This is a genomic window from Flavobacterium sp. (assembly GCF_043780635.1).
In the GTDB taxonomy this organism is placed as follows: Bacteria; Bacteroidota; Bacteroidia; order Flavobacteriales; family Flavobacteriaceae; genus Flavobacterium.
Genome location: NZ_JAYWCK010000016.1, coordinates 1 through 25,276 on the forward strand (window position 1 = coordinate 1; position 25,276 = coordinate 25,276).

Sequence of the window (25,276 nt, forward strand, 5' to 3'; positions counted from 1 at the left end):
CCAGGATTATAATGATTTCATCAAAGACAAATATCCCGAAGGTGTTCAGGAATGTAAAAAACAACAACCTAATATAGTTGAAGTTCGAAAAGCAATAGAAAAAATAAAATAACTTTCCACCAATTCTTTTTTGTTCAATCAGCAAGTATTTTATATTTCTTGCTGAGGATATTTTTAAAAGATGTACATGTTTTATACAAAAGATGTACATGTTTTACTAAAAAGATGTATATCTTTTGCAAATATCCTCAGCAACAAATAATTTTTATTTGCTGAAAAAACAATAAATTGCTGCTGTGTGACTTAAATTTGAATGAGATTGAATTTGAAGGAATCACAAAGTAATTGCCATTTAAAACGATAGCTTCTCCAATGCTTCTAAAACATATTCGTGCATTATTTGACGGTAATCAAGATGTGTTACCATTCTTAGTTTTCCTTTGGCTAACAGACTAATCGAAATACCTTTTTGTTTCAGTTTTTCTATAACTTCCTTGTCCTGAATATGAGGCTGAGCCGAAAAGACAACGATATTTGTTTCTACAGGTTCAACAACAGCAACCCAAGAACATTGTTCTAGTTGCGTTCCTAATTCTTTTGCTCTGCGATGATCTTCTTCCAGCCTGTTGATATTATTTTGCAAGGCGTAAATTCCGGCTGCTGCCAAATAACCTGATTGACGCAAATTGCCACCAAATATTTTTCGAATACGCAGAGCACGATGCATTGTTTCAGCATCGGAAAGTAAAACAGAACCAATTGGTGCTCCCAATCCTTTTGAGAAGCAAACTGAAATCGTATCGAAAAGTTCACCAAATTGCTTTGGTTGCTGCTTTTTAGCAATCAACGCATTCCACAAACGAGCGCCATCTAAATGGTATTTTAAATTGTGGTCAACACAGACTTGTTTTATTTTCTGCAATTCAGCAATCTCGTAACAAGCACCACCGCCTTTGTTTGTAGTGTTTTCTATACCAACCATTTTTGACATCGGTGTATGATAAAACTCGGGGTCATTAATACCTTCTTTCACTTGTTCGGCAGTTATCATACCACGGTTTCCATCTAGTAAATTGAAGTTCACACCACTATTGGCGGAAGCGCCACCCGATTCATACAAATGAATATGTGACCATTTATCACAAATAATCTGGTCGCCGGGATTGGTATTTAGTTTAATTGCTGTTTGGTTTGCCATAGTTCCTGTCGGGAAAAAAAGTGCGGCTTCCATTCCGAATAAATCGGCCACCATTTTTTCAAAAGCATTCACTGTTGGGTCTTGTTTGAATACATCATCACCTACTTTGGCATTGAACATTGCCTGAAGCATTTCGGGAGTTGGTTTGGTGACGGTGTCGCTGATTAAATTTATTTCCATATTCTGTTTGTATAGCTTACTTTTGTAGTTAATCAACCCTGACAGGGTTTAAAACCCTATCAGAGTTAACGAAACACAAAACTACATTATTTATGACAAATACCGAACAAATAAAAGGTATTGTAGAGCGCCTTGGTGCGTTGAGGAGGTATCTTTGACGTTGATGCCAAATTAATCGAGATTACCAACGAAGAAGAGAAAACCTTAGCTCCTGATTTTTGGAACAATCCAAAAGAAGCCGAAGCATATGTAAAAACGCTTCGTTCCAAGAAAAAATGGATAGAAGATTACAACAAAGCGGTCGAAATGGCCGACGAGTTGCAACTTGCCTATGAATTCTATAGAGAAGGGGAACTTTCAGCAGAAGAACTTGATGAGCAATATAACACTACCCAAAATCACATTGAAGCTATCGAATTCAAAAATATGTTGTCTGACGAAGGCGACAGTTTAAGTGCTGTTATTCAAATCACGGCTGGAGCTGGCGGAACAGAAAGTTGCGACTGGGCTTCGATGTTGATGCGAATGTATATGATGTGGGCCGAAAAATCGGGTTACAAAATACGGGAACTGAATTATCAGGAAGGAGATGCTGCAGGTATAAAAACAGTAACTTTAGAAATTGAGGGAGATTATGCTTTTGGTTATCTAAAAGGTGAAAATGGAGTGCACCGATTGGTGCGAATTTCCCCTTTTGACAGTAATGCAAAGCGACATACTTCTTTTGTTTCTGTTTATGTGTATCCGTTGGTTGATGATACTATTGAAATTGAAATTAATCCTGCCGACATTGAAATCATTACTTCTCGCTCAAGCGGTGCTGGTGGCCAGAATGTGAATAAGGTGGAAACAAAAGTGCAGTTGACCCACAAACCTTCAGGGATTCAGATTCAGTGTTCGGAAACACGTTCGCAACACGACAACAGAAACCGGGCGATGCAAATGCTGAAATCGCAATTGTATGAAATTGAATTGAAAAAGCAACAAGCTCAACGCTCTGATATTGAAGCCGGAAAAATGAAAATCGAATGGGGTTCGCAAATCCGAAATTACGTAATGCAACCTTATAAATTAGTCAAAGACGTTCGCACCGGTTATGAAACCAGCAATGTTGATGGCGTGATGAATGGCGAAATTGATGAGTTTTTGAAAGCCTTTTTAATGATGATGGGACAAAAAGAAGAGGAATAGTTTTCAATAACAAACTTTAATTCTGACAGATTTTAAAAACCTGTCAGAATTCTCTTTTACAACCTACTCCTACTATAACGTGGTAGTTAAATTTATCAAAGAATTATCGTTTTTTTAGGCAGATTTCACGATTTTTATTGCTCTCCATTTATTTAAATATGGTATGTTTGCTTTATTGATAATTCATAAATACAATTTAAAATGAGCAAGATACTTCCCGAAAAATATAGACATCCTTACACTTTCAACCCGAAATACAAAAAATCCGCCGTATACTTTTCAATGGAGTTTGCCATTGACCAATCTTTAAAAATATATTCCGGAGGTTTGGGATTTTTGGCCGGTTCCCATATGAGAAGTGCTTATGATTTAAAGCAAAATGTTGTTGGTATTGGTATATTGTGGAAAAAAGGATATTACGACCAATACAAACAAGAAGACCTTTCGATGGGCGTTCTTTTTCAGGAGAAAATTTATCATTTCTTGGAAGAAACCAATATAAAATTTACCATAAAAATCAACAATCACGATGTTTGGGTAACCGCTTATTATTTGAATCCAAAGACATTTGGTACTGTCCCAATGTTTTTCCTTTCGACTGATTTGCCTGAAAACGATTATTTGGCGAAATCAACCACTTTCAGATTGTATGATTCTGACCCAATCGCCAAAATTGCACAAACAATGGTTTTAGGACTTGGTGGAGCTAAATTATTGGACGCTTTGGATTATGAACCGGATGTTTATCATTTAAACGAAGCGCACGCAGTTTCTTGCATTTTTCATTTATACAATAAATTCAAAAGTGTGGAAGCCATCCGAGAGAAAATGGTTTTTACAACTCATACTCCAGAAGAAGCCGGAAACGAAAAACACAATATTCATCTATTGGAATCATTGAGTTTCTTTGATGGAGTTCCATTGGACAAAGTGCGTGAAATTACCGGAATTTGGGATGACACTTTCAATCATACTTTGGTTGGACTTCGATTGAGTCATATTGCGAACGGCGTTTCAAAACTTCACGGAGAAGTTTCTCGAGATATGTGGAAAGATTATCCTGGAATTTGCCCGATTATTCATATTACTAATGCCCAAAACAAGAAATACTGGGCTGACGCCTGGTTAGACGAAGCCTTTCAAAACAAAGACAGAGAAGCGTTAATCAAAAGAAAAACGAGATTAAAATCGAAACTTTTTGACGTAGTCGCAGACCAAACCGGAAAATTGTTTGACCCCAATATTATAACTATTGTTTGGGCCAGAAGATTTGCTGATTACAAACGACCGGATTTAATTACCAGAGATTACGATCGCTTTATCAAGTTGTTGGCGAATACAGAGAAACCGGTTCAAATCATATTCGGAGGAAAACCATATCCAATGGATTATGGAGCAATTCATAACTTTGATAATCTGACCCACATTAGCAAAAATATCAAAAATATGGCTGTTCTTACAGGACACGAATTGAAATTATCGCGTCAGTTAAAAGAAGGCGCCGATGTCTGGTTGAACAATCCAAGAGTAACCAGAGAAGCTTCGGGAACATCAGGAATGACGGCAGCAATGAATGGAGCTGTCAATTTTTCGACAAATGATGGCTGGGTTCGTGAATTTAAAGATTTGAACAAAACCCAAAATTCTTTCGTCTTGCCTATAGTCGATCATAACCTGACAACGCACCAACAAGACGAAATGGATTTGGACAATTTACTTGAAATGCTTGAAAACGAAGTGCTTCCTTTATATTATAACAGTCCAAAAAAATGGTGGGATTTGGTTGAAACCAGTATGAAACAAATTGTTCCCTATTTCGATTCTGCTAGAATGGTTGATGAATATTACAAGAAATTGTATAAATAAATCATAATTGAAAAAGCTCATTCACGAAAGTAAATGAGCTTTTTTTTAGCCTAATACACTACTTCAACTTGTCATTTCGACGAAGGAGAAATTACATTTGTTGCTCTCACTATGACATTTCTCCCTTTGGTCGAAATGACAAAATTGACTACAAACCCGTTTTCAAAACACCTAAATTCCCCATAATAATGGTTGGGTTTTGTTTCGGGTCAAGCCAATTTACCATCAACTTCATATATTCTTCCTTGATGGCAACACAACCCGAGGTAAACGACTCAGGTTTTAAAGCTAAATGAAAAAAGATGGCGCTTCCTTTTCCTTTTACGACTGGGTTTGTATTGTATTCTATAACCGTGCAATACTTGTAAACATCAGTATTCAACAATAGATTTTCGAATGATTTTGCATCTGTGAAACCGTTTATGTGTTTGTTATAATCTGGTGAATTTACATCATCTATCCATTTGTCTTCTTTGGTTGTTTGCTGATTTTCTAATAGCGTGTTGGCTTGTTTTTCGTAAGAAAACAATTTTCCCAACTTGAAAATTCCTGTTGGTGATTTGCCGTCGCCTTCTTTTTTTTCGTTAGGAAGTGCAAAACCATTTTTACCAATTCCTGCTTCGATTGGATTTTGTTTTACGACCCATTTATTGTTTTTTTTTTCCAAAGCCACAAAAACAGCCGTGAAACTTTCCGGTTTTTCATTGTAAACAACGAGCAATTGCCTAACATTTTCTAACTGGCTTTTATTTTTTTCTGCGATTAATAATGCATTTTCAATGGCGGAATTGTTAGTTTGTGCTTTTAAATTGGTACACGAAAACAGGATTAAAGACAATATCAAAAGTTTGTTTGTGAGTTTCATTTTGTTGATAATTGTAGTTTAATGATTCGTATGATGTTTTGTTTCTTCGCTATTGCAAACGTAATCATTTTTAAATATACGAACTAGTGCAAATGTTAAATATACCCAAATTCTTATTTACCAATTCAATTAACGAGAAAGAAAATTACAACCATTCAATCAAGGAAACACCAATCCCAACAGTAGTTTGAAGGTGATTATAATCTATCAGCGATTCTCCATAACCATGAGAAATCTGCAAATATCCTTTTAAGTTATTTTTAATGGGATAAGACCATGAAAATTCTGCACTGCCTCTTGCATTTGAATTAAAATTCATATTATAGCTTCCAATAAACGAAAAAATATTTCCGTTTTTTGCATAAATAACATTCAAATCCCCTCTTCCCACATATTCTAAAATATCCGGATTATCATCTATAGAATCCGGCGTTCGAAACCAAGGTCTAACATAAATAGTCCAGTTTTTGCGTTCAAATCCGGCATGAAAAATAACTCTGTTCCAGCTTCGGGAGAAAGGATCACTTTTCCCATTTGATTGATGATTGAGGGCTACTCCAACCATTCGGGTTTTGAAACCAAACAATTTAAAATTGACAGGAAAATTCAAAATCAGTTCCGGTTCATAATTCACTTCTCTAAAAGGACGGGATAGCTTGCTGTTATAGATTTGCCAACGTGCTACTTGAGTATAGGCTATCCATAAATCACCGTGCCCCCAAAAAATACTTTGCAACACTTTTGTCTTGAAGCTTAATTGAAACTTAGCCTCAATATTATCATAATTATATGGACGACGTACCGTATAATCAGGACTTACATTACCTGAAAAAGGTTTTTCATTAGGGTCACTTGTCCATCTGCCAGGTAAAATATAAACAGGTTTATAGGGTGTAAGCAAAAAGGTTCCTCTAACGGCGGTTGTATCTAATTCCCATCGTTCGGTTATATTCCTGAGTTGGGTTTTACTATTGAACAAAGCCTTAATTTGAGCATTTACAGAAAAGGAGGAACAGAATAGCAAAAACAAGGCGAATTTTTGTAATAACTTCATAAGACAGTAATCTGATTTTTCCAGCAAATATATCGATTTAACACCAAAACACATTCAACTGTTATTTATTTTTTACATAATTACACTTACAGACCTGTTGAAAAGTCAACTATTAGGAATTTAAGCAGCAATTTGTTTAATTTGATAAAAAATACCACAAACATTATCCTTCAGTAATTATGAAATCATTTACTATCCAGCAAATAAACGAAGTTTTAAAAGGCACAATCGTTGGCGATACTTTCCTAAAAATTACCGCTCCAGAACAATTGGAACTTGCCAATACTAGCGAAATTTCCTTTATTGGAAACAAAAAATACGAAAGATTTTGGGAAACATCCAAAGCGTGTGCTGCCATTGTCAATGAAGATATTTCGATAGAGCCTGGTGAAAACAGGGCTTTTATCAAAGTACAAAATGCTGATTTGGCAATGTCACAAATATTAGAACTTTTCGCTCCGCCTACTCCATTATTCAGCATTGACATTCATCCAACAGCTGTTATTGACACAACTGCCGTTATAGGAAACGGAACAAAAATTGGTGCCGGATGTTATGTTGGACCCAATGTTCAGCTTGGAGAAAACATAACTATTTATCCCAATGCCACGATTCTCGACGAATGCACGATTGGAAAAAACACGGTAATCTGGTCAGGTGCTGTGGTTCGGGAGCGTTGTCATATTGGCAACGATTGCATCATTCATCCTAACGCCTCAATTGGAGCAGACGGTTTTGGATTTCGTCCTGACCCACTAAGAGGTTTGGTGAAAATCCCACAAATAGGAAACGTCGTTATAGGCAATGGAGTCGAAATTGGCGCCAACTCTTGTGTTGACAGAGGGAAATTCAGCTCAACTATTTTAGGTGACGGCTGCAAGATTGATAATTTAGTTCAAATTGGCCATAATAGTATATTGGGGAAATTCTGCATAATGGCTGGCAATTCTGGATTAGCAGGTTCGGTAACTTTAGGTAACGGAGTTATCATTGGTGGAAGCGCATCAATAAAAGATCATGTAACCATTGGTGATGGAGCTATTGTTGGAGCTGGTTCAGGAGTTACAAGTGATATTCCAGCCGGAAAAACAATGTTGGGTTATCCTGCAGTCGAAGCTCGTGATGCACTAAAACAATGGGCAATTCTAAAAAGGCTCGTTAATGAATCCAAGAAATAAATCTGAAAAATATTCTGAAATTTATTACAATGGTTTTGTAATTTAGCCATCTCTTTAGATAAACACAATTTCATTATGGACTTGAACTTCAATAAAAACGAAGACCACAATAAACTCCTTCTTTCCGATTTACGTCATAAATTTACTAAGGTAAAACTAGGCGGAGGCGAAATACGCATCAAAAAATTACATTCAGAAGGTAAAATGACAGCGCGGGAACGCATTGATTATTTGCTTGACGCCAAAGGAAAATCTATTGAAATTGGTGGATTTGTTGGCGAAGGAATGTACAAAGAATTTGGCGGTTGCCCCTCTGGTGGCGTTATAGTGAAAATTGGATATATCAAAGGAAAACAATGTATTGTCGTTGCCAATGATGCCACTGTAAAAGCTGGAGCTTGGTTTCCAATTACAGCAAAAAAAAATCTAAGAGCGCAAGAAATTGCTATGGAAAATAGAATTCCAATAATTTATTTGGTCGATTCTGCTGGAGTATTTCTGCCATTACAAGACGAGATTTTCCCAGATAAAGAACATTTTGGACGCATTTTTAGAAATAATGCTTTGATGAGCAGTATGGGAATTACCCAAATTTCGGCCGTTATGGGAAGCTGTGTTGCTGGCGGTGCTTATCTTCCAATAATGAGTGACGAAGCTTTGATAGTGGAGAAAACTGGAAGTATTTTCTTGGCAGGAAGTTATTTGGTCAAAGCCGCTATTGGCGAAAACATTGACAACGAAACCCTTGGCGGAGCAACCACACATTGCGAAATTTCGGGAGTTACGGATTATAAAGCCAAAGATGACAAAGACGCATTGGACAAAATAAAAAATATCGTCGATAAAATTGGTGATTATGATAAGGCCGGTTTTAGTAGAAATAAGTCAGTAAAACCCGCTTTGGAAGAAAAAGATATTTACGGCATTTTGCCAAAAGCTCGAAATGAGCAATACGATATGATGGAAATCATTAGTCGATTAGTGGATCATTCCGAGTTTGAAGCTTACAAAGAAGGATACGGACAAACCATAATTACTGGTTACGCCCGAATTGATGGTTGGGCAGTGGGAATTATTGCCAACCAACGAAAAGTAGTAAAAACCAAGACAGGTGAAATGCAATTTGGAGGAGTAATTTATTCCGATTCTGCCGATAAGGCGACTCGTTTTATTGCTAATTGCAACCAGAAAAAAATCCCATTGGTTTTTTTGCAAGATGTTACCGGATTTATGGTAGGTTCCAAATCGGAACAAGGTGGAATCATTAAAGATGGTGCCAAAATGGTGAATGCCGTTTCGAATTCGGTCGTGCCAAAATTCACCATAATCATAGGTAATTCCTATGGCGCGGGAAATTATGCGATGTGCGGAAAAGCATACGATCCAAGATTAATTGTGGCTTGGCCAAGTGCAGAACTCGCCGTTATGGGAGGAACGCAAGCCGCAAAAGTATTGGCCCAAATTGAAGCTTCTTCATTAAAAGCCAAAGGAGAAATCGTGGATCAAGCCAAAGAAAAGGAACTATTCGACCAAATAAAAGCCCGTTACGACGCCCAAACTTCTCCTTATTATGCAGCTTCAAGACTGTGGACCGACGCGATCATAGATCCTTTGGAAACCAGAACTTGGATTTCGATGGGAATTGAAGCGGCTAACCATTCGCCTATCAAAAAGAAATTTAATTTGGGAGTAATTCAGGTTTAACAATGAAAAAAATATTCTTCTTAATAATTGCCACTATTTCCCTAAATGTTAGCGCCCAGAAACTTCATGAAAACGGCAAATATGCTGATGTCAATGGCGTAAAACTATTTTATGAAGTTTATGGTGAAGGAGAGCCATTATTGATGATTCACGGAAACGGAGGATCATTTGCCTGCTTTGAAAATCAAGTAGCCGAATTCTCGAAACATTTTAAGGTCGTATTAGTTGATTGCAGAGGAAGAGGAAATTCAAGTTATCAAAAAGGGGTTGAATTGACTTTTGACCTTCAGGTTGAAGACATTAATATATTTCTTGACAAATTAAATATCAAAAAAACAAATATTCTTGGATGGAGTGATGGCGGTATAATTGGATTATTATTCGCCATAAAATATCCCGAAAAAGTCAATAAATTAGTTTCATCAGGAGCCAATATATTCCCAGATGGTGCTCTTCATCAAGAAGAATTAGAAAAATGGATTACCGAATTAGAGAATAATAACAAAAATCACGAAAATGATTTAGCTATTGATTTGAATAATTTGGATTTTAAATATCCCAATTTGAAGTACTCTGATTTAAATGTCATCAAATCTAAAACTTTAATCATAGCCGGTGATCATGATGAAATTAAAGGGGAACACACCCTTAAAATATATGAATCCATTCCAGATGCACAATTGGCAATTTTGCCCAATAGTTCGCATTCTGCTTTGATAGAAAATCCAACCCTTTTTAATGAAATAGTTTTGCGTTTTTTAATGCAATAATTTTATATTAATAATTCTATCGCAAGAATGCTTCTCTTCTCAATTTTTATTTTCAGACAAATATCCTTATTACGTTAAAAATTAGTACCTTAGTATTGGCTTTTAAACTTAAACACTATGAACAACGTAAAATTTTTGAATAAATGGGCGAATGCGCACACTTATTTTTCGGTAGATTTGGTTCGAATGGCACTTGGAGTTTTCTTGTTTTCAAAAGGAGTTACTTTTATTACAAATCTCCAATATTTAGCAGATTTATTGTCCCCAATTGACAAACTTGGCGGCGGAATGATTCTTTTACATTATGTTGCTTCGGCACACATTCTGGGTGGTATCTTAATCTTTTTTGGATTGCTTACTAGATGGGCAATTATTGCGCAATTACCTATATTGATTGGTGCTATTGTCATAAATTTTATGGGAGAGATGCATTCCCAAAATTTATTTTTATCATTACTTACTCTTGGAATCTGCCTCATTTTCTTAATTTATGGAAGCGGAAAACATTCTGCGGATTACTATTTTAAAATGCAGGAGTAATTCTTGGAGAAAAAAAGAGAGACTATCTAGCCTCTCTTTTTTTTTAAAATTGTTTTATTTCATTGCTAATTATATACTTTCTTTTCTCATAATTTTACCTGTAGCCGTTTCTTTGAACTTAGGAATGAAAATAATTTCTTTAGGTTTTTCGAATTTGTCTAGTACATTAAAAACCGATTCTTCTATAGTTATTGGCTCCCCTTCGACATAAAGCACCACTTTTTCGCCAAGAGTTTCGTCTGCTTGACCATAAACAAAATAGCGTCGTGGAATCAGTGTTGAAAGTTTCTCCTCTATTTGCTCTGGAATTAATTTAACCCCTCCACTATTAATCACATTATCAATTCGACCAATCCATTCAAATTGCGTGTCTGAGACTATCTTTACAATATCATTAGTCATTATTTTTTTATCGCTAATATACTTTGCATCAATTACCAAACAATGTCTTTCATCCGCAGAAACAGTCACATTTGGTAAAACGGTGAAAGCTTTTTCTCCAATTTTTTTTGCTGCAATATGAGTAATAGTTTCGGTCATTCCATAAGTTTCATAAATTTTGATTGGCAATTTTAATAACTCTTGCTCAAGCGCTTTATGTACTTTTCCTCCTCCAATAATTAATTTCTTAACTTTTTTCAAATCTTTTAAAGAATTTTTTGCTTGAAGCGGAACCATTGCACAAAAATCAAATTTTTCATCAATACCTTCTAATGGATGCGAACTTGGGGCTACAAATTTCATATCTAATCCTAATATAAAGGCTCGAATAAACATCATTTTTCCTGCTATATATTTCATTGGCAAACAATGCAAAACTTTATTTCCTGGAGATAAATCAAAGAAGTCTCCTGTTGCCAAAGCCGATTCCATCATTGCCTTTTTTTCTATACGAACTGGTTTTGGATCTCCGGTAGTACCAGAAGTACTCATTTCCATGTACTCTTTTTTATCAAACCAATCGAGGATAAAATCGCCAACAGATTTCTCGTATTCTTGTCCTTCTTTTATAAAACTATAAGCAACTCTACAAAGATTTTCTCGATTAATATGAAATCCGTTTAGTTTAAAAAGATTGTGTACTTTATTGTATTCTGCTATATTCATAATTTTATATTATTTTGATTTAAAGAACTTTAATTTTACCAAATAAACGTTCTTTCCAATTTGTCCATTTATACCTTTTGGCGAAGATAAATAAAATAATTGGATAGATAATTGCAATCGAAACTAACATTTCATTTAGCGTATCAGTTGTGTTTTCAACTCCTGAATATTTAAAAAGTGCATCCGTATGAATCGCCGAATAATCAGAAGTGATCAATAAGGCGGCCATCAAATTATTCCCTAAATGAAAACCCAAAGCCAGTTCCAGACTTTCGTCCATTAAGGTCATAATTCCAAGTAATAAGCCAGTTCCAATATAAAACACCATTACTTCATAACCCATTTTGGCAACTTCGGGATTGGCACTATGAAATAACCCAAAAATAACGGAAGTGATTAGCAAAGGAAACCATCTATTCTTAGCGACAATTCCAATTTGCTGCATTAGATAACCTCTGAATAAATATTCTTCAAGACCAATTTGAAATGGAAATAACAACATGCTGATCATAAATAAAATGGCAAATTTCATTGGATTAAAATTCCATAAAATGGTAGAATGGTCCATAGAATAGGAAATTGCAAAAGTAGCAATAGTCAGCAAAACGATTAAACCGAAGGAAAACAAAATCCGTTTATAATCTACTGATTTTCTTGAAGTTGTCAATGAAAGAACACTTCTTTGGTGCAAAAAACGAACCAATAAAAACAAAAAACCTAACAGGAAAATAAAGGGAGACAAATTAATTATCAGTGACATATTATTTGGAATATCACTCATCGATTTATAAGCCTCATCCACTTGTTTTTTCGACATCATAAAATAGGCTATAAAATTTGCAACAAATATTCCTGCGGTCAATAATGTGGTAATTAAAACGCGCCACCAAGTATTATTTCCTTTATACGCTTGTTCTATAAACATTTATAAAATTTAATTGATTCTTATCTAAGTACTATTTTGTCAGACCGAATTTAACTTAATTTTCCGTTTTTATCCTTTACTTTGCAAAAAAATAAACAACCTTATTTTATGATCCAAATATATCATAATTCACGTTGCGGAAAATCAAGGGAATGCATTGCTTTCCTTGAAGATTCAGGTCAAGAATATGAAGTTGTCAAATATCTTGAAGATGTTCCTACTTTTGAGGAATTGAAAACAATCATTAAAAAATTAGGTGTAAAACCTATTGAATTAGTACGTCGAAAAGAGAAAATTTGGATAGAAAATTTCAAAGATGCAACAATGTCCGATGATGAAATTATCCATACAATGATTTTGAATCCAATTCTTATTGAAAGACCCATTGTTATCAATGGAGATAAGGCAATTATCGCGAGACCTTTAGAAAAAGTTACAGCCATTTTTTAATACTTTTATGTAAGTGTTTTAACAAATATTTGTGCTTTTCTCCTTAAACCAAATCTTATTTTTACATTCTTATTAGAATAAAAACACCTTTTGATGAAAAACCTTAAATTTATTATAATTTTAGTATTGTTATTAACTTCAACGCTTAATTATTCACAACAAAGACCCCAAGTTGCAAAAATCAAAATCACAGGAACTGTAATCGAAAAAGTAAGCAAACAGCCTCTCGAATATGCTACAGTCACTTTCGTAAATCCTAAATATCCTAAAGGAATTACAGGAGGAATTACAAATTCTAAAGGAGAATTTGATGTTGATATTAATCCTGGTATTTATGATATTAAGGTAGAATTCATTTCATTTAAACCCACTATATTCGCTCAAAGAAAGCTTCAGGAAAGCACTAATTTAGGACAAATCGCTTTAGAAGAAGATGCTTCACAATTGGAAGAGGTCGTTGTTCGTGCCGAAAAATCCACAGTAGAAATCAAACTGGACAAAAAAGTATACAATGTTGGTCAGGATATGATGGTGAAAGGCGGAACTGTAAGTGATGTTCTTGATAATGTCCCATCTGTTTCAGTTGATTCTGAAGGAAATGTAAGCTTAAGAGGTAGTGATAATATCCGAATTTTAATTGATGGAAGACCATCCTATGCTGTAAATATAGCAGAAGCTTTAAGACAACTTCCTGCTGATGCCATTGATAAAGTTGAAGTTATTACTAATCCATCTGCACGATATGATGCGGAAGGTGGTTCTGGAATAATCAACATCATTCTTAAAAAAGGCAAAAACCACGGCTTTAACGGAACTATTATTGCTTCAGCAGGTATTCCCGAAACTTATGGTTTAACTGCAAATGCGAATTATAAAACAGAAAAACTAAACTATTTTACTACCCTAGGTTATAACCGCAGAACAAATCAAGGTGGAGGTAAAACTAATTCTGAATATTTCAATGAAGACGGTTCTAACAAAAATTTTTTAGACGAAGATCGTGAGACAGAGAGAACCAGAGATGGTTTTAACGGAAGAGCGGGCATTGAATGGACAGTTGCACCAAATACTTTTTGGACAAATGCCATCAATTACCAAAAGGATAATGGTGAAAATACTGATTTAATCAATTTTAATAATTTTGATGCTGATCGTAATTTCACAGGTTCAACTTACCGTTTGGGTTCAGGAAAAACTGGCGGTAAAAATGTTGAATACACTTCAAACTTAATCAAAAACTTCAAGGACAAAGGGCACAAACTTACAGTTGATGGTTCTATTTCAAGAAATTCAGATGATAACCAAAGTATCATTACGGGTTCTGACAATTTTAATAACACATTAAATAATCAAGTTCAAAAGCAAGCACAATTACAAGCTGATTATGTACTCCCACTAGGAGAAGGAAGCCAGTTCGAAGCAGGCTATAAAGGGAGTTTTGGCGACCTAAACAATCAATATTACGTTCTTGACGATCAAGGCACAAGAATTGATAACTTGTCAAATACTTTAGAATACAAAGAAAATATCAACGCACTTTATACCTCATACGGCTTTAAAGTAAATAAATTCTCTTATTTATTTGGGTTACGTTGGGAAGACACCAATATCGAAGTAAATTTATTGGAAACTAATGAATTCAATACTAAAAAGTATAACAACTTTTTCCCAAGTGCATTTGTTAGTTATGAAATTTCAGATCAAAGTAACCTTACTACAAGCTACAGTAAACGTTTATCAAGACCAAGAGGCCGTTTTATGAACCCCGCAGTAAATTATTCAAGTAATGTTAATATTTTTCAAGGAAATCCTGACTTGGATCCATCGCTGACTAATAAATTTGATTTTGGATATATCAAACGTTGGGAAAAAGTAACTTTTAATACCTCGGCTTATTTTGAAGATACGAAAGATGTTTTCAGTTTTGTGCGATCTCCTACAGGCGATGAAGTAAATGGAATTCCAGTTATCAAAAGCCAACCTATTAACTTGGGAAAAGAACAAAAGTATGGATTTGAGTTTACTTTAAATTACAACCCATTCAAAATATGGAGAGTAAACAGTAATTTTAATTTGTATAATGTAAAAACAACCGGAGAACATAGCTACACGGATACAAACGGCAATCTTATAGTTCAAAATTTGGACAACCAAGTTACTACTTGGTCTGCAAGAATCAGTTCAAAACTAACTTTGCCATACAAAATTGACTGGCAGTTGAATGCAAACTATAATGGAGAACAAAAAACCGCACAAGGTAAAAATTTGGGCCAATTTGGAATGAACACTGCTTTCAGTAAAGATGTACTAAAAGACAAAGGAACCATAGCGTTCAATATTAGTGATGTTTTCAACTCGAGAATTATGAAATCGTATACGTATCTAGAAAACCAAACATCATATGGCGAAATGCAGTTCCGTAAACGTCAATTTAATTTATCATTCACTTACCGTTTTAACAAACCAAAAGGAGAAAAAGAAAAGAATCAACAACCTAAAAATGAAGATGGCGGAGGAGAATTCCCTGGATAATAAATACACGAAAATAGATTGATTTTGTAACTTATTAAATTTATAATAACCTATGAAGCTTTAAAACTTCATAGGTTTTTTTGTTTAAAATATCATTGCCTGAATATATTAATAATTCGAATGAAACACTATCTTAGCTTCTCTTTTTAAACCCAACAAAATATAATTATGACCAATATAATAGTTTTAGGAGCAGGAATGGTTGGCAGCGCAATGGCGGTAGATTTATCAAAGAAACACAAGGTAACCATAGCAGATTTAAGTATTCAACGATTAGAACACGTAAAAGGAAAGTATCAAAACATCAGTATTTTACAAGTGGATGTTTGTGATACAAAAAAACTTCAATCTGTTCTTGCAGCTTATGATTTTGTTGTGTGCGCAGTTCCTGGATTTCTTGGATTCCAAACAATAAAAACAGTTATTGAAGCGGGTAAAAATGTGGTAGATATTTCTTTTTTTCCTGAAAACGCACTTGAACTGGATACCCTTGCAAAAGAAAAAGGAGTAACTGCTATTGTTGATTGTGGTGTTGCGCCCGGAATGCACAATATTATTTTGGGATATTACAACGAAAAACTGAAATTGACTGATTTTGAAACCTTGGTTGGCGGTTTACCAAGGGTTAAAAAATGGCCTTTCAATTATAAAGCGCCTTTTTCACCAATTGATGTAATCGAAGAATATACACGTCCTGCCCGATATGTCGAAAACGGAAACATCATCATTCGTGATGCTCTAACCGACTGTGAATTTGTGGAATTTGACAAAGTAGGAACCCTAGAAGCTTTTAATTCTGATGGATTACGGTCAATTCTATTTACAATGCCACACATCAAGAATATGAAGGAAAAAACACTCCGATATCCTGGCCACGTAGAATATGTGAAAGTTTTGAAAGACAGCGGTTTTTTTAGTGAAAAGAAAATAATTATAAACGGAACAGAAATTACGCCTCTTGATTTTACCAGTAAAATTCTATTTAACGAATGGAAATTAGGTGAAACCGAAGAAGAACTTACAATAATGCGTATCACATTAAAAGGGGAAAATAATAATGGAGAAACTGAAGAAGTAGTTTATAATCTATACGATGAATATTGCCCCGAAACCCAAACCTCTTCAATGGCAAGAACTACGGGATATACGGCAACGGCTGTAGCCAATATGTTTTTAGAAGGTTTATTTACTGAAAAAGGAATTTTTCCGCCAGAATTGATTGGAAAACACGAACTTTGTTTTAGGTATATTATAAATTATTTGAAAGAAAGAAATGTAAATTACGTAAAAACGCAAACCATACAAAAAGTATAACTTGTAGTTCTTTTCAATATCTTTGAATCTCAAAACAACAATATTATGAACTCTAAAAGGAGAACAGTAGTTTTAGAAATTATGCTAATAATTTCAATTGGGAATTATTCAAGAATCATCGACCAAGTCACTATTCGCACTGTAGAATTTCTATCCATTTTTGTAATCGGCGCTTTGACTTCTTTATTGATTAGAGAAGTAACCATCATAATTAAGAGAAAATAACTTTATGAAAAATACACAAATTCTGGTTTTATTTTTAATTGGAGCGGTTCTCACAGTTATAGGCGCACTATTCAAAGTCACGAACGAACGTAAAGATTTGACCAGTTTCTTTCTGATAATTGGGATGACTTTTGAAGCTGTTGCCTGTATATTATTGCTTATAAAATTATTCAAGAAAAACAATTCCGATTCTTTTCTAGACAGTTAATTTAATTCTTGAAAATATTTTTATAAAAATTAAAAGGGCAACATTTATTGAATGTTGCCCTTTTTGTATAGTTGTATTGATTTTTTATCGTTGTCTCGCCACTTCCCCGTGATGCGTCAAATCCAATCCAAGTTCTTGTTCCATATCAGTAACCCGAACCGGAATAAATTTATTGATTATTCGGAACAGCAACAAGGTAAAAAAGAACGCATAACTAGTTGCAAAAACTATTGCAACACACTCTTTAAAAAGTAGCATTCCGTTTCCTCCAAAAAATAATCCATCAGGAATTGCTGAATTAATAGTGCTATTGGCAAAAAAACCCAAACAAATAGTACCTATTATTCCGCCCATTCCGTGAATTCCCCATACGTCGAGTGCATCATCCCAACCTTTCTTTTCCTTGTACTTTACTGCTAAAAAGCAACCACAAGCCGCAATGATTCCAATGATTGCTGACGAATAAATATCTACGTAACCCGCAGCTGGAGTAATTGTCGCCAAACCTGCAACTGCACCTGTCATTAATCCTATAAATGTTGGTTTCTTTTTTCCTGTATTCCATTCGATAAATAACCAAGTAACTGCGGCAAAAGAAGCAGCAGTATCCGTATTCAAAAAGGATGAAATAGTAATGGAGTTAACCGCCAATTCACTTCCTGCATTAAATCCGTACCAGCCAAACCAAAGCAATGCAGTTCCAATGGCGACCAATGGAATATTATTAGGTTCGTGCTTATTTTGTCGTCTTCCCACAAAATAAACTGATGCCAAAGCTGCAAAACCAGCCGTTGCGTGTACAGTAATTCCTCCTGCAAAATCAAAAACTCCCCATTGAGCAAGCAATCCGCCACCCCACACCATGTGAACGAAAGGATAATAGACAAATATTTGCCAAAATATTAGGAAGAAAACATACGATTTAAACGAAACCCGATTGATAAATGCTCCAGTAATCAGTGCCGGAGTAATGATGGCAAACATCATTTGATAAGCAATAAAAATATATTCCGGAAAACGTTTATCTGCTGAATAAAGTGTCGAAGGTGTAATTCCGTGATAAAAAGCTTTATCAAAATTTCCTATTATTCCTAAAAAATCAGTTCCAGAAGTTACATTTCCACTAAAGCAAAGTGAATAACCAAAAGCAAACCAAAGTACTGTTCCTATTCCCATAGAAACAAAACTTTGCATCATAATGCTCAAAATATTTTTATTACATCCCAATCCTCCGTAGAAAAAAGCAAGTCCAGGCGTCATTAGCATCACTAAACTAGTGGCAAGAATCATAAAAGTGGTTAACCCTACATCTAACATAATTGTGTATTTAATTGGCGCAAAAATAAACAAACATTATAATATATATTTTACAAAATTGACAAATATTGTTACTTTTAATTGCAAATAAGGTAGTGTAAGTTCAAATTTTATTCTATTACAAGTAACTACCCCCTAAAAAAAAAGGAGTACAAAGCCTAAATAATATAAATCTTTCAATTTAAATCAATATTGCTAAATAGACTTAAAAAAAGAATATATTATTATTTAATTCTCAATTTTTTACCTTTGTATTATTAATACCGAAAAATGAACATCAAACTCATCGCCATTGGCAAAACCGACAATAAAAATTTTCAATCTTTAATTGATGAATATCAAAAACGTTTGTCTTTTTACATTAAGTTCGATTTAGAGATAATTCCGGACATCAAGAATGTAAAAAACTTGTCCGAAAGTCAACAAAAAGAAAAAGAAGGCGAATTAATTTTGGCAAAAATAACGCCAACAGACCAACTTATTTTATTGGACGAAAACGGAAAAACCTTTTCGAGCGTTGCATTTTCAGAGGAATTGCAGAAGAAAATGAACTCAGGAGTGAAGACCTTGGTTTTTGTTATTGGTGGTCCTTATGGTTTTTCGGACACAGTGTATGCCAAAGCAAATGGCAAAATTTCACTTTCGCCAATGACATTCTCGCATCAAATGGTACGTTTATTTTTTATCGAACAATTGTATCGCGGATTTACAATTTTAAAGAATGAACCGTATCATCATCAATAGAAAGTGGTCAGTGATCAGTGGCAGTATTCAGTCAAAAGTTTAAAAAATAAATTCTTCGTTATTTTCAATTTTTAAACTTTGAATTAAAATTTCATTCTGAATATAATTCCCGTAACTCATATTTTGATCAAAACGAAATCTTATCATTTTGAGTCCGTCTTTAGGCAAACTTTTTACAAAATGTTTTAATTCTTCGCGACTTCCAGAAGTTCCATCGACAAAGATTTCATTTTTTTTAGAAAAAAACACGACAAAACTAAACATCGGTTTCTCAAATTTGTAATACACTTTCGTGAATGGTAGAAACGCCATATTCTTGCCAATACTGTCCGCATACGAATAATAATTTTCAGCTAATTCGTTTTTGTGAGCCACTTCACTCCGCTTTTTTTCTTGTAACTTCATCACTTCCGGAATTACTAATCGTAAAGGCAAACGCTTGTCAATATTAAAAATCCAGTTGGTTGAAATAATCTCGTTTTTTCTGTTGACTTCCGCCAAAGTGTCTTTTCCATTTGTTCTGAAAAAAATATAAATAGGCGAATGATCTAATACATTTGAAACCACTGTCACATTAGATTTTGGCAACAAAACAGCTTCTTTATTTCCACAGGAAAACAGAATAAAAACAATAATTAAACTGAAATATTTCATTTGAATTGATTGGTTATATTAAATAAAGTAACGCATTCCATTGCTTCTTTTACATCGTGGACGCGAAGTATTTTGGCTCCTTTGGTTAAGGAAATAGTGTTTAAAACTGACGTTCCATTTAAAGCTTCTTCTGGAGTGCATTTGAACACATTATAAATCATTGATTTTCTTGAAACACCTATAAGTAAAGGTAATTCCAGCATTTCAAACAATTCTAATTTTTGTAAAATCTCATAATTTTGGTCTAGTGTTTTGGCAAAGCCAAAACCTGGATCAATTATCAAATCGTTGATGCCAAAACTTCTGGCTGCAGACACTTTTTCCGAAAAAAAGAAGAGTATTTCCTTAACAATATTCTTATAATTGGTCATTGTTTGCATCGTTTCTGGTGTACCTCGCCTATGCATCATAACGTAAGGAACGTTATATTTGGCAACCGTTTCCATCATTTTTTCGTCAACACTTCCTGAGGAAACATCATTAATAATAGATGCTCCATTTTCAATACAAATTCTAGCCACTTCGCTTCTGAAAGTATCTATGGAAATTATCGTTTTTGGAAAATTCTTCTGAATTAAGCTCACAACAGGAATAATCCTTTTTAATTCATCACTTTCAGAAACATATTCGGCCCTCGGTTTGCTGGAATAGGCACCAATATCGATAAAAGTTGCTCCTTCAGAAATCATCTTTTTTGCCTGATGCAAAATTTCACTTTCACCTATGAATTTTCCGCCATCATAAAACGAATTTGGCGTAATATTCAAAATCCCCATTACTTTGGGAGTAGATAAATCAATTAGATTTCCATTACAATTTATAGTCATTTTGAGCTGTTGGCTAGTAGTTTAACAATTTAATCTTTAAAAATTAACATTCGTTAATCATCCTTCTTTAAACAAAAAAATTATCCTTATTTTTGTCACAAATATACATCAATAAATGAACATTACTTCAAAACAATATGATAGCGTAATTGCAATTTGTCGCTCGCTATTTATCAATAAGATGAAAGATTATGGCAGTGCCTGGCGAATATTAAGATTGCCTTCTTTGACCGACCAAATCTTCATCAAAGCCCAAAGAATAAGAAGCTTACAAGAAAATGAAGTTCGAAAAGTAGACGAAGATGAAACCGGAGAATTCATCGGAATCATCAATTATTCGATTATGGCATTAGTCCAATTGGAACTTGGTGTTGCGGATCAACCTGATTTAAATGTGGAACAAGCAACCGAATTATATGACCAAAATATTGCTCTGACCAAACAATTAATGGAAGACAAAAACCATGATTATGGTGAGGCCTGGCGTGAAATGCGTGTGAGTTCACTGACAGATTTGATTTTGCAAAAACTGCTTCGAGTGAAACAAATTGAAGACAATAAAGGAAAAACTTTGGTTTCTGAAGGTATTGATGCTAATTATCAAGATATGATTAATTATGCGGTTTTTGCTTTGATTTTAATGAAGAAATTTTAATAGTAAAAAATTATAATAACCAATTTAAAAAATTAAAATATTAAGTTATGAAAAACTTCATCGCACAATTCTCCAGACTTTTCGTTGGTATTTTATTCATTATTTCAGGATTGATAAAACTCAATGATCCTTTAGGCTTCTCTTATAAATTAGAAGAATATTTTAGCGAACCCGTTTTTAATATGCCGTTTTTTGTTCCATTTTCATTAGCAATAGCCTTGTTTTTGGTAATTTTAGAAGTAGTTTTGGGTGTTATGTTGCTCATTGGTTACAAATCAAAATTAACGATTTGGAGTTTATTGCTTTTGGTAGTTCTGTTTACATTTTTGACCTTTTACTCTGCTTATTTTGATGTGGTTAAAGACTGTGGGTGTTTTGGCGATGCCTTACATTTGGATCCTTGGCAATCTTTTACAAAAGATCTTATATTATTATTTTTTATCCTAATTTTGTTTTACAATCAAAAATATATCAAGCCATTATTTTCAAATACAGTTCAAAATATTTTAGTTTTGGCTAGCATTATTTTGTGCTGTTTTATGGGCTACTGGGTTTTAAATCATTTGCCTATAAAAGATTTTAGACCGTATAAAGTGGGAACAAATATCAAAACAGCTATGGAAATTCCTGATAACGCACCAAAAAGTGTGGTGGAAATGGTCTTTATTTACAAAGTAAATGGTGTTGACAAGGAATTTACTGAAAAAGATTTGATGTCGCTTCCAGCTGGAGCAACATTTGTTGATAGAAAAGATAAGGTTATTGTTCAGGGTTACCTTCCTCCTATTCACGATTTTAAATTGGAACTGGACGGCAATGATAACACTCAATTGATTTTTTCAAAAGAAAAGTCATTGCTGATTGTGGCTTATGATTTAGAAAAAGCTAATGTAGAAGCTTTGCAAAAATTGAACAAATTATACAAAGACGCTTCGGCAAAAGGATATTATGTTGCCATTGTTACTGGCTCCTCGAGCGATGTAATTGCTGATATAAAAAAGAAATATGGATTAACTTTTGATTTCCTTTTTTGTGATGCAACAGCATTAAAAACAGTTGAAAGATCGAATCCTAGTTTTGTAGTTTTAAATTATGGAACTATTATACAAAAGGTACATTACAACGATATTGATAATTTAAATTTATAATTTACGATTAGTTTATGAGTAGCAGAAGAGAAAGAAGAAAAATAAAATTATTACTTATTTTTATAAGTTGCATTGTGTTTGGAATTGGCTACATTTTTTTAAATGTAGTTTCAAGGATTTTTGAAGTGCCTTTGGGAATTACATTTCATGTTATTTTAGGATGCTCTTTAATGGCAATCTCAGGAATTTATATTGGATACACAATCAAACAACTCTATTTCACTAAGAAAAGGAAAAGAACAAAACGTGTTTATTTAGATGATAATTCAAATGAGAAATCTGAATAAAAATTCTTTTTTTATATCTAATATTCGCAATAAACTATTGTGATATCAAAATATAACTAATGTTTGAAATTTTGTGTTTTTACATTTCCTAAATTTTGCTTTTTAAAATGTAACTTTGCCCAAATTAAAAATTAATGAAAAAAATACTTGCCTTACTTTTTGCTTTTGCAATCTTTTCTTGTTCACAAGCCCAAAAAAAATCATTTTCTAAAGAAGCTTTATCTCAAACATTACTATCAACTAATGGAAGCCAAGTTGCTTTTAAAGACATCTTAAAAAAATATAAAGGCAAAACCCTCATTATTGAAGTTTGGGCTTCATGGTGTGGTGACTGTGTCAAAGCAATGCCAAAAATAAAAGAATTACAAGCCAATAATCCTGATGTGGCATATGTGTTTATATCGATGGATAAAACGGCTGATAAATGGAAAGAAGGAATAACTAAACATGAACTTAAAGGCGACCATTATATGGCAAATGACCAAATGAAAGGTGTTTTTGGAAAAGCCATAGTTTTAGATTGGATTCCACGATATATTATCATTGACAAAACAGGAAAAATTGTTGTGTACCGTGCCATTGAAACCGATTTTGAAAAAATAAATGCGACATTAAAAGATTTGAACAAATAGAAATTAGAAATAAAATAGAATTAAAAAAACAATTAAAATGAGAAAGAAGATTGTAGCAGGAAACTGGAAAATGCACAAAAATGCAGAGCAAACCGAAGATTTATTAAACGAACTAATAGCACAAATCCCAACCGAAAGTGATGCACAAATAATTGTTGCTCCTACGTTTGTTAACTTATCATCAGCCGTAGATCATTTAGAATTTACACCTATCAACGTGGCCGCACAAAATATGCACCAAGCAGAAAGTGGCGCTTATACTGGCGAAATTTCAGCTGATATGCTAAAAAGCGTTGGAGTAAATACCGTGATTCTTGGACATTCAGAACGCAGAGCAATTTTCCACGAAACTGATGCACTAATTGCCAGCAAAGTTGACACCGCTTTGAAACACGATATGACTGTTATTTTTTGTTTTGGTGAAGAGTTGAAAGATCGTCAATCTGCAACTCATTTTAATATTGTTGAAAATCAATTGCGAGATGGTTTATTTCACATCGAAGCAAAAGACTGGGAAAAAATTGTTTTGGCTTATGAGCCAGTTTGGGCAATAGGAACAGGCGAAACTGCCAGTCCTGAACAAGCACAGGAAATGCACCAATTCATCAGAGAAACAGTTCGTAAAGCCTTTGGAAGCGATATCGCCGAAGATGTTTCAATTCTTTATGGAGGAAGCGTAAAACCAGACAATGCCAAAGAAATCTTCTCGAAACCAGACGTTGACGGTGGTCTTATTGGCGGAGCTGCACTTAATGCCAAAGATTTTGTGGCAATAGTAAATGCCATTTAAGAATTTAGATTAAACTTTATAAATAGAGCCCCCAATTATGAAAATAGTTGGGGATTTTTTATACTAAAAACCTATCCATTTACATTATCTAAACATCTAGCAACTTCAATTCATAAAATAATGTTAAACAATGGTTTACTGACTGTAAATTACTAAAATAGCAATTTTTTTATTTCGAGAATAAGCAATAATTGCTTAAATTTACTGTATCGGCTTTAACAAGCAGAAACATCTATTATTCTCTTCTTTTAGCCTATAATTTTATTGGCTCCTTTTAAGTAGAAACATCTCTAGGCAGAGTCCCGGAAAAGTTTAATTGAAAATTATTTTTTATTTGAAGCAATGCTTCAAGGAATTATACCTAAGATAATAAATGAATTAAAAAAAATATACGATGTGGTGGCATTATCTATTAGTATTTATCGGGGCATTTTTATTTGATGTAGTCCCTTTCCCGTTTCCTCCCGCATTTACCATTATGGTTTTTTTGCAAATAGTTTTTGGGTTAAATATATGGGCGGTTATTGCTATTGGTGTTGCCGGTTCCATTTTAGGAAGGTACATCCTTACACAATATATTCCAATTATTGCCGGAAAGATTTTTAATCCCTCAAAGAATGAAGATGTTCAATATTTAGGAGAAATAATGAAAACGAATGGGTGGAAAAGTCAATTAGTTATCATTGCATATTCCTTGTTACCACTTCCTACCACACCACTATTTGTAGCCGCTGGAATAGCAAAAATAAAACCCATTTATATTATTCCTGCTTTTTTCATTGGTAAATTTATCAGTGATACTATTTTAGTCCATTTAGGAAAATACGGTACAGAAAACGCAGAGAGTATTCTACTTGGAGCTATATCTTGGGAGTCAATATCAAGTTTGGCTATAGGATTGCTTTTCATCAGCGC

General features: G+C 34.0%; 26 protein-coding genes. 18 read left to right on the forward strand and 8 right to left on the reverse strand.

Annotation, left to right across the window (positions count from 1 at the left end; translation table 11 throughout):
• Window positions 1–352: 352 nt before the first annotated feature.
• Window positions 353–1,378, reverse strand: a complete 1,026-nt coding sequence (locus ACH2BV_RS01130) for a threonine aldolase family protein (protein ID WP_395048657.1) — start codon at window positions 1,376–1,378, stop codon at window positions 353–355.
• A 92-nt stretch (window positions 1,379–1,470) separates the two neighbouring features.
• Between ACH2BV_RS01130 and prfB the strand changes: the two genes are divergently transcribed.
• Both prfB and glgP read left to right on the forward strand, forming a co-directional pair.
• A protein-coding gene (prfB, locus tag ACH2BV_RS01135) for a peptide chain release factor 2 (RefSeq protein WP_395048659.1) occupies window positions 1,471–2,569 on the forward strand; the annotation gives its coding sequence in 2 pieces (ribosomal slippage) (window positions 1,471–1,533 and window positions 1,535–2,569; 1,098 coding nt in all).
• A gap of 201 nt (window positions 2,570–2,770) precedes the next feature.
• The gene (gene glgP / locus ACH2BV_RS01140) at window positions 2,771–4,435 is read left to right on the forward strand and encodes an alpha-glucan family phosphorylase (RefSeq protein ID WP_395048660.1); all 1,665 of its coding nucleotides are present in this window, start codon (window positions 2,771–2,773) and stop codon (window positions 4,433–4,435) included.
• Between the two features lie 148 nt (window positions 4,436–4,583).
• Here the strand turns inward: glgP and ACH2BV_RS01145 are convergent, their stop codons facing one another.
• Together ACH2BV_RS01145 and ACH2BV_RS01150 are read right to left on the reverse strand one after the other, a co-directional pair.
• A complete protein-coding gene (locus ACH2BV_RS01145; RefSeq protein ID WP_395048661.1) occupies window positions 4,584–5,300 on the reverse strand; it encodes a L,D-transpeptidase in 717 nt (238 codons plus the stop codon).
• A 145-nt stretch (window positions 5,301–5,445) separates the two neighbouring features.
• Window positions 5,446–6,354: a phospholipase A gene (locus ACH2BV_RS01150; protein ID WP_395048663.1), complete on the reverse strand. Its 909-nt coding sequence runs from the start codon at window positions 6,352–6,354 to the stop codon at window positions 5,446–5,448.
• A 179-nt stretch (window positions 6,355–6,533) separates the two neighbouring features.
• Between ACH2BV_RS01150 and lpxD the strand changes: the two genes are divergently transcribed.
• From lpxD to ACH2BV_RS01170, 4 genes are all read left to right on the forward strand, one after another.
• A complete protein-coding gene (lpxD, locus tag ACH2BV_RS01155; protein ID WP_395048664.1) occupies window positions 6,534–7,532 on the forward strand; it encodes a UDP-3-O-(3-hydroxymyristoyl)glucosamine N-acyltransferase in 999 nt (332 codons plus the stop codon).
• 75 nt (window positions 7,533–7,607) lie between these two features.
• Window positions 7,608–9,236, forward strand: coding sequence for an acyl-CoA carboxylase subunit beta (locus tag ACH2BV_RS01160; RefSeq protein WP_395048666.1), 1,629 nt, complete (start codon window positions 7,608–7,610; stop codon window positions 9,234–9,236).
• 2 nt (window positions 9,237–9,238) lie between these two features.
• Entirely contained in the window at window positions 9,239–10,006 is a 768-nt protein-coding gene (locus ACH2BV_RS01165) for an alpha/beta fold hydrolase (RefSeq protein ID WP_395048667.1), read from the forward strand.
• Between the two features lie 117 nt (window positions 10,007–10,123).
• The gene (locus tag ACH2BV_RS01170) at window positions 10,124–10,546 is read left to right on the forward strand and encodes a DoxX family protein (protein WP_395048668.1); all 423 of its coding nucleotides are present in this window, start codon (window positions 10,124–10,126) and stop codon (window positions 10,544–10,546) included.
• A 69-nt stretch (window positions 10,547–10,615) separates the two neighbouring features.
• Here the strand turns inward: ACH2BV_RS01170 and ACH2BV_RS01175 are convergent, their stop codons facing one another.
• Both ACH2BV_RS01175 and ACH2BV_RS01180 read right to left on the reverse strand, forming a co-directional pair.
• Complete coding sequence (locus ACH2BV_RS01175; RefSeq protein WP_395048670.1) at window positions 10,616–11,653, reverse strand: AMP-binding protein; 1,038 nt, start codon at window positions 11,651–11,653, stop codon at window positions 10,616–10,618.
• Between the two features lie 19 nt (window positions 11,654–11,672).
• Complete coding sequence (locus ACH2BV_RS01180) at window positions 11,673–12,578, reverse strand: CPBP family intramembrane glutamic endopeptidase (protein ID WP_395048672.1); 906 nt, start codon at window positions 12,576–12,578, stop codon at window positions 11,673–11,675.
• Window positions 12,579–12,686: 108 nt separating this feature from the next.
• Here ACH2BV_RS01180 and arsC point away from each other — a divergent pair, with 108 nt between their 5' ends.
• The 5 genes from arsC to ACH2BV_RS01205 all read left to right on the forward strand — a co-directional run bounded on the left by arsC (window position 12,687) and on the right by ACH2BV_RS01205 (window position 17,307).
• Window positions 12,687–13,028: an arsenate reductase (glutaredoxin) gene (arsC, locus tag ACH2BV_RS01185; RefSeq protein WP_395048673.1), complete on the forward strand. Its 342-nt coding sequence runs from the start codon at window positions 12,687–12,689 to the stop codon at window positions 13,026–13,028.
• A gap of 93 nt (window positions 13,029–13,121) precedes the next feature.
• On the forward strand, window positions 13,122–15,560 hold the full coding sequence (locus ACH2BV_RS01190; protein ID WP_395048675.1) for a TonB-dependent receptor domain-containing protein: 2,439 nt from the start codon (window positions 13,122–13,124) through the stop codon (window positions 15,558–15,560).
• Between the two features lie 168 nt (window positions 15,561–15,728).
• Window positions 15,729–16,874, forward strand: coding sequence for a saccharopine dehydrogenase C-terminal domain-containing protein (locus tag ACH2BV_RS01195; RefSeq protein ID WP_395048677.1), 1,146 nt, complete (start codon window positions 15,729–15,731; stop codon window positions 16,872–16,874).
• Between the two features lie 45 nt (window positions 16,875–16,919).
• On the forward strand, window positions 16,920–17,099 hold the full coding sequence (locus ACH2BV_RS01200; RefSeq protein WP_395048679.1) for a hypothetical protein: 180 nt from the start codon (window positions 16,920–16,922) through the stop codon (window positions 17,097–17,099).
• 4 nt (window positions 17,100–17,103) lie between these two features.
• Complete coding sequence (locus ACH2BV_RS01205) at window positions 17,104–17,307, forward strand: hypothetical protein (RefSeq protein WP_395048681.1); 204 nt, start codon at window positions 17,104–17,106, stop codon at window positions 17,305–17,307.
• Between the two features lie 84 nt (window positions 17,308–17,391).
• Here the strand turns inward: ACH2BV_RS01205 and ACH2BV_RS01210 are convergent, their stop codons facing one another.
• Window positions 17,392–18,624: an ammonium transporter gene (locus ACH2BV_RS01210; protein ID WP_395048683.1), complete on the reverse strand. Its 1,233-nt coding sequence runs from the start codon at window positions 18,622–18,624 to the stop codon at window positions 17,392–17,394.
• A gap of 270 nt (window positions 18,625–18,894) precedes the next feature.
• Here ACH2BV_RS01210 and rlmH point away from each other — a divergent pair, with 270 nt between their 5' ends.
• A complete protein-coding gene (gene rlmH, locus ACH2BV_RS01215) occupies window positions 18,895–19,368 on the forward strand; it encodes a 23S rRNA (pseudouridine(1915)-N(3))-methyltransferase RlmH (RefSeq protein WP_395048685.1) in 474 nt (157 codons plus the stop codon).
• Window positions 19,369–19,407: 39 nt separating this feature from the next.
• Here the strand turns inward: rlmH and ACH2BV_RS01220 are convergent, their stop codons facing one another.
• Window positions 19,408–20,022 carry a hypothetical protein gene (locus ACH2BV_RS01220; RefSeq protein ID WP_395048687.1) on the reverse strand — a complete coding sequence of 205 codons (615 nt, stop codon included), beginning with the start codon at window positions 20,020–20,022 and terminating at the stop codon, window positions 19,408–19,410.
• A complete protein-coding gene (gene folP, locus ACH2BV_RS01225; RefSeq protein ID WP_395048688.1) occupies window positions 20,019–20,849 on the reverse strand; it encodes a dihydropteroate synthase in 831 nt (276 codons plus the stop codon). The genes ACH2BV_RS01220 and folP overlap by 4 nt, the downstream gene beginning before the upstream one ends.
• A gap of 115 nt (window positions 20,850–20,964) precedes the next feature.
• Here folP and ACH2BV_RS01230 point away from each other — a divergent pair, with 115 nt between their 5' ends.
• The 6 genes from ACH2BV_RS01230 to ACH2BV_RS01255 form a co-directional block, all read left to right on the forward strand.
• Window positions 20,965–21,504, forward strand: coding sequence for a DUF1599 domain-containing protein (locus ACH2BV_RS01230; protein WP_395048690.1), 540 nt, complete (start codon window positions 20,965–20,967; stop codon window positions 21,502–21,504).
• A 47-nt stretch (window positions 21,505–21,551) separates the two neighbouring features.
• Entirely contained in the window at window positions 21,552–22,652 is a 1,101-nt protein-coding gene (locus tag ACH2BV_RS01235) for a BT_3928 family protein (RefSeq protein ID WP_395048692.1), read from the forward strand.
• Window positions 22,653–22,666: 14 nt separating this feature from the next.
• Window positions 22,667–22,939: a hypothetical protein gene (locus ACH2BV_RS01240; protein ID WP_395048694.1), complete on the forward strand. Its 273-nt coding sequence runs from the start codon at window positions 22,667–22,669 to the stop codon at window positions 22,937–22,939.
• A gap of 134 nt (window positions 22,940–23,073) precedes the next feature.
• A complete protein-coding gene (locus ACH2BV_RS01245; RefSeq protein WP_395048696.1) occupies window positions 23,074–23,571 on the forward strand; it encodes a TlpA family protein disulfide reductase in 498 nt (165 codons plus the stop codon).
• Window positions 23,572–23,608: 37 nt separating this feature from the next.
• A complete protein-coding gene (gene tpiA / locus ACH2BV_RS01250; RefSeq protein WP_395048698.1) occupies window positions 23,609–24,361 on the forward strand; it encodes a triose-phosphate isomerase in 753 nt (250 codons plus the stop codon).
• Window positions 24,362–24,755: 394 nt separating this feature from the next.
• Window positions 24,756–25,276 (forward strand): hypothetical protein (locus ACH2BV_RS01255; RefSeq protein ID WP_395048699.1); only part of this gene is annotated, 521 nt, incomplete at its 3' end.